Genomic DNA, 5998 nt, shown 5'->3' on the forward strand with positions numbered 1-5998 from the left:
GCCTATATTTCTTTTTTGTGAACATTTGATAATTTAAGTCTTCAGTGACCGAAGTCACTGGCACTTTCATCAAACGCCCACACTTATCGACTGTTAATTGTTAAAGAACTTTATTCGGTACTGAATCTGTGCATTTCGAAGCGTTGTGTTCGTTGCAGCAGAGAGATGAGATTATGCGGCGTTTTGCGTTTTTCGTCAACCTCTTTTTCCTCGCTTCACGCTGCATTTGCATGCCTTGTTCTGCGAGGGGGCGAACTATAGCAAGCGGAGGTGGGAACCCGCAAGGCTTATCTTCAACGTCACAACCGGGCGAGCCACTTGCGTGCCGACATCGGCGCGCCTCGACCAACCGGCGCCATGCTCATGACGCGCGCGCGTCCCGCTCGGCGTGATAGGCCTCGATATTCAGGTAACGCAGCTTCGATTGACGCCCCTCTTCGCTGTGCACGAAGCCCAGGCCGGCCACATATGGCTCGATGATGTGGATCTTCTGCAGCGGCGTGACGATCAGCAGTTGCAGGTTCATGCGCCTGAAAAGCTCGAGGCCGAAGCGCGCCGACTCGTCCGAGCCGCGGCCAAACGCTTCGTCGATGACGACAAAGCGGAACGAGCGCGAACGGACCACGCCCCATTCGAAGCCGAATTGATAGGCGAGACTGGCGGCCAGCACCGTGTAGGCCAGCTTTTCTTGTTGCCCGCCCGACTTGCCGCCGGCGTCCGTGTAGTGCTCGTGTTCGCGGTCATCCTCGCGCCAGCGTTCGGAAGCGGAGAACACGAACCAGTTGCGCACATCGGTCACCTTGCGGGTCCAGCGGCGGTCCATGTCGGCGCTGCCTTCGCGCCCCCGGAAGCGCTCGATGATCCGTTTGACCTGCAGGAATTTCGCTTCCGAATAGTCCTCGTCGGCCGATCCCGTCAACCCGCCCTCGGTGCAGGCACGCAGATCCTGCTGAAAATCGCGCAGTTCGGCGTCCGGATTGTGCGCCGCTTCGAGGGCGATGTAGCGGTTGGGGTTGTAGTCGATGGCGCGCAGCGAGCCATTGATGCGGGCGATGCGCTCACCGATGCTCTCTCGCTCGCGCTTGAGTTGCGCCTGGAAGCCGGCGATCTCGCGGAGGGTACTGTCGTTGAGCAGATCCTTGAAGCGACCAGCGAAGCGGGGCAGATCATCGACCTGCAAACCGGCCAGCATCTTGCTGAACTCGGCGGCCGCTTCGATGCTGACATCGACCTCGCGCACATCGAGCGGCCAGTTGCGACTGTAATTTTGCATGGCGCCGATCATGGCGTCGCGCAGTCGCGCGATCTTGCGGTCCTCGGCATCGATATGCGCCTGCAGAAAATCGCGGAAATCCTTCTCCCGGTTGTCGCTCGATTCCACCGTCAGGGTGCAGGCGCCGAGCGCCTGGACGCGCAAGGCGTCGAGCAGCGGAAAGTAGCATGCCTGTGCGTCGGCGGCAGCCGCGTCGAGCACGATGGCGCAGGTGCCGGCGCCCAGATGTGCCTGCTCGAGCTTTTCGGCGGCGCGCGCGTGCGCCGTGCCAGCCTGTGAATACTGCGCGTCGACCTGCGCCTGTACCTGGCTTAGCTCGGTGAACTGCGCCTGCAGCGTGCGCAGCAGGTCGGACGACGCCGCCAGCGCTGCCATCTCGCGCTCGAGGGCGTCGATGGCGATCAGCAAAGGCTTCCAGTCGAGCTCATTGAAATGGTCGAACATGGCCAGTTTCTGCCAACTGACCAAGCGGGCATCCTGCTGCGCAAGCGCGCCTTTGAGCTGCGCGATGATCTCGCCGTTTCCCTGAATGCGGGCGGCAAGGTTGCGCTCCTGTCGCGTCAGCGCGGCGATCTTGGCCTGGTTCGACCAGCCCAACACATAGCGCGAGCGGTCGTCCAGGCGGTGGCGGTCATCCTTCTCGTGCCGCTCGCCAGCGGCCTTGATCTGACCACCGCGGGTGACCGCGCGCCTTTCGCGGCGGAACGCCCCGAGCCGGTCGCAGCACACATGGTCGAAGCGGCGCGACAGTTCGGCGTCGAGCCAGCCATAAAACGGCGAGTCCGGCTTGATCTGCAGTTTGCGCGCCATGGCAGCCGCCGGCAGCTCGCGCACCTCGACGGCGACATTCGCCTGCACACGGTAATACACGAGCCGGTCGCCGATATTGGTGCTGTCGACCCACGCGGCGACGGCGGCGAAATGGGCGTCGGGTACCAGCAGCGACAAGCCGAAGTTGCGCAGCAAACGTTCAGCTGCGCCTTCCCATGCACGCTCGTCTTCGCGCACCTGTATCAGCTCGCCGACGAATGGCAAGTTATCGGGCAGCAGATGCAAGGCCGCGCACAAGGTGGCGCGCACATCGAGCATCTGACTGGCGATGTTCGAACGTCTGCCGCGCAGCGAATCGAGTTCGCACGTGAGCCCACCATGCAGCCGGCCCAGCTCACGCAGGCTCACGCCCGCCTCGGTGAGCCGGTTCTGAAATTCGTCACGCTGCGCGATGCAGCCCCGTTGTCCGGCGTCGATGTCGCGCCGGTTGGCGGTGAACGTGGCGCCATCGGCGACAGCGGCCAGCCCCACTGCGGCCGCCAGCGCATCGTACTGCGCGCAACGCCTTGCGCGTTCTTCGCGCGTGGCCTGCAGGCGTGCGACATCGCCCTTGATTTGTTCGATACGGTTACCGCCATTGGTGGCGATGGCGTGGGTGATCTCGTCGCGCCGACGCGCCAGCATGCGGCGCTCGTCGCCATATTTCACCAGCTGATCGGCAAGCGCATCAAGTTCGGCCTGCAACAGGCCGATACGCTTGTCCAGCAGTTCGCGCTTGAGGTGCGCAAACCACGGCCGCAGCATGTCGCGGCAGCCGCGCAACTGCTCGACCTGCAGTCGCAGCACCTCATGGTGGGCGCAGTCACTGCTCAGTGGCATGAGCTGCTCGATCTGCCGCTTGGCCTTGAGCACCGCCTCATGGGCGCGATTGAGATCGTCGAAGTGGGCGATCAATGCGCCGATGCGCGCGTCGACCGGAAACGCTTCGAGCATGTGTTCGCGCACGAAATCGGTGAGATTGCCGACCGATTTCATCGACACGGTCTGGTGAAACAGATCCATCGCCTGTTCGCTGGCGATACCGAAGCGGCGACGGAAGTCCTGCCCGTACGCGGGGAAGGCGTCGTGCACGGTGACGCCGGCCGTGGCGCGCAGGCGTTTTTGCAATTGGGCGATGTCGCTACCAAATCCGGCAAAATGTTCGGCGATCGACAAGTGGCTGTCGGCGACGACATAAAACCGCTCCGGCTGGCCCCGCGCAACCCCCAGCCAAAACACCTGGGCCAGGGTGACGGTCTGATTAAAACCCTCGTTGCGAAACACCCCGAGGATCACCGAATAACTGTTTTGGTCGCGCAGGGCGACGGCGCGCGCGCTCATGCCCGTATCGCCCCGTTCGGACTTGTAGTGACCGAGAACGTAAGTGCGCAGGCTGCGCTCGCGGGCATCGGCACCGGCCGCCTTGTTATACGAGATTTTTTGCGCCGGCACCAACAGGGTGGTGAGCGCATCGACCAGCGTCGACTTGCCCGAGCCTATATCGCCCGTCAGCAGGATGCTGTCGCCACCAGGGTGAAGCCGCCAAACCCGTTCATCGAAGGTACCCCAATTGAACACTTCGAAGTGATGCAGGCGAGAGCCGGCGCGCTCGTCAGGCGCCTGGGCGAACGCCGACTCGGCCTCGTCCGCCGCTGGTTTGAACTGTTCGCGATCGTTCATGCGTCACCTTCAAGCGTGCCGGCATGCGCGCCGTACTGGGCCAGGCGTTGCTCGAACTGGCTGAGCCACTGGGCATCGACAAATGCCTTCAAAATGCGGCGCACTTCGAACTGGTGTTCCTGGCCCCGCAGGCGGTGCAAAAAACCCAGTTCGATGACCTTGTTGATGTGGGTGTCCATGCGATCGAGCAGGCGCGCCTCGTTGGCGGTATCCGGCAAGAACAGGCGCACGGCGTCGACGATCTGCTCGCGGCTCATGATGAAGCGGGTGTCGCCGGCCAGGGCGTCGAATTCAGCGAGCTTCTTGCGCAGCAGGACCAGGATCAGGCTGACCGGATAGCTCAATTGCCGGCGCGAGATCAGGCGCGGTAATTGCGCTTCACCAGGCGCCTCGGCGCGCTGGCGCAGATAGGCGTACCCCTCCGCTTCGTCGACCAGCACCTCCAGGCCCAGCGTGCCGCAATAGTCGCGCACGCGCCCCTGCAATTCGATCAGCGCCTGCCACAAGGCCATGTCGGTGTCGCGGTACAAAACGCCTTGCAGCAGTACGACGAGCACCTGGCCCAGTTGGTTTTGATCGGGTGGTTCCGTATTCATGCTGAGTAAATAATGAGTGGCAGCGTCGCTACGCGCACGCGCCCGTGTTGATCGGTCCAGCGCACCATTTCGGTCTGGTCGTCATCGATTGCCGCCTTGCCGTCCTCGGTCGCCAGTTTCAGATAAGCGGCCAGTTCGCCCAGGCCCTGCTCAAGCGGATAGGTGGCAGTCAGGTCGGCCAGTGAAATCTGCGGGTGGGTTTGCAGCGCGCGGCGCACATTGCCACGCAAGCGCGCAGGATCGACGTGGACCTGCTCGAACAAGGCGTCGGCGCTGACCGCTTCGCCATCGTCGACCAGGATCTGCTGGGTGATTTTCGGCTTGAACGGGGGCGCATACAAGCTGCGCTCCATTGGCATGGGCAGTAACGGCGCCGGCGCGGCGAGATCCATAAAAGCGCGCTCGTCGATCTGGCCACGCATGCGCAGGGCGCGCTGTTCAATGTCGCGCATGATCTGCATGATGCGGCGGTTTTCCAGCCAGGCCTGGTCGTCCAGGTAACGGCGCAACTGCGCCGACAGGCGCGCCACCGTTCTCTGGGTGACCTGGCCCGCTTCCATCAAGTCGTCGTGAATGCGCTGCAGGCGGCCGTCGCTCTCGAGTTCGCGCACGGGAGCCAGTTGCGCCGCGCGCGCAAGCAGTGCGCTCAGTTCATCCTGGCGGGCCGGCGACATCAACAGATCCCAGAACGCCTTGAAGCTTTTGCCTTCGTCGGTTTCCGATATCAAGTCGCGCTGACCGAAGATGGCCTGCTGAAGCGCGCCCTTGCTGCCATCCCAGGTGGCGATCTGCTCGCGCACCTGGCGGTCCAGCGCGCGAAAATTCTGGTCGACGGCGCGAAAGTCCGATACTAATTCGCGCGCTGTGGCCGCCATGTGCAGGAAGCGCTCACGCACCTGGGTGGCATCCATCAGGTCGATGCGGCCGGCGCCGATCTGCGCAATCTCGACATCGATTTCCGCCTTTTTCCGTTTCAGCGCGGCGATGCGAGCGCGCGGATCGAGCTCGCTGCCGTCGACAATCTGGTGCAGCAAATCAAACACCGTCATCAGGCGCGATTCGGTGCCGATAAAATTGCACCGGTCCAGTTTGCGCAGCCAGTCGATCGCCTGTTCCGTCGATGAGGCCAGGTCATAGTGGGCGTCGTCCTCGCCGGCCCGATAGAATTTGCGCAGCCAGCCGCGCTCATCGGAAGCCCAGTCATCGAGGTAGCTGCTGGCCGTTTTCGGAAAGACGATTTCGCCAGCCACGTCGTGCAAGCGATACAGGTGATCGTCGAGTTGCACAGCGAGTTGCTGGCGCGGCATCGCACGCACGTTTGGCGCGATAAACGCGGCGTGCAAAAAGCTGGCGATCATGGGCGCGTGGTCGGCGGCGAGCAGGCGCCAAGCCGGGTGCGTGCGCCGCTGGATCAGAAGTTGTTGGTAGTCCATGGGTCGGCCAAGTCCCTCGATGTAATAGCCAATGTAGCACCGGCGTGGCAGGGGCGCTGCCCGCAACACGGGCAACAAATGAAGCTGCAGACGTAAAAAAACCCCGCACATCGCTGTACGGGGTTTTCTCACTATAACTAGCCTGACGATAACCTACTTTCACACTGGTTGCAGCACTATCATCGGCGTAATATCGTTTCACGGTC

3 protein-coding genes are annotated in these 5998 nt (G+C 62.6%); all 3 read right to left on the minus strand.

Annotated features, from left to right (window positions below; all coding sequences use genetic code 11):
* Positions 1-361 precede the first annotated feature (361 nt).
* The 3 genes from ACP7EY_RS23650 to ACP7EY_RS23660 are packed head-to-tail and all read right to left on the minus strand — an operon-like array spanning position 362 to position 5792.
* Positions 362-3763 (minus strand): ATP-binding protein, encoded by a 3402-nt coding sequence (locus ACP7EY_RS23650; RefSeq protein ID WP_426197705.1) that lies wholly within the window; start codon positions 3761-3763, stop codon positions 362-364.
* The gene (locus ACP7EY_RS23655; protein WP_426197706.1) at positions 3760-4359 is read right to left on the minus strand and encodes a DUF4194 domain-containing protein; all 600 of its coding nucleotides are present in this window, start codon (positions 4357-4359) and stop codon (positions 3760-3762) included. Before ACP7EY_RS23655 ends, ACP7EY_RS23650 begins: the two co-directional genes overlap by 4 nt.
* Positions 4356-5792 carry a DUF3375 domain-containing protein gene (locus ACP7EY_RS23660; RefSeq protein WP_426197707.1) on the minus strand — a complete coding sequence of 479 codons (1437 nt, stop codon included), beginning with the start codon at positions 5790-5792 and terminating at the stop codon, positions 4356-4358. Before ACP7EY_RS23660 ends, ACP7EY_RS23655 begins: the two co-directional genes overlap by 4 nt.
* Positions 5793-5998: the final 206 nt, after the last annotated feature.

The organism is Massilia sp. DWR3-1-1, from assembly GCF_049898325.1.
Taxonomy (GTDB): domain Bacteria; phylum Pseudomonadota; class Gammaproteobacteria; order Burkholderiales; family Burkholderiaceae_D; genus JAFCUW01.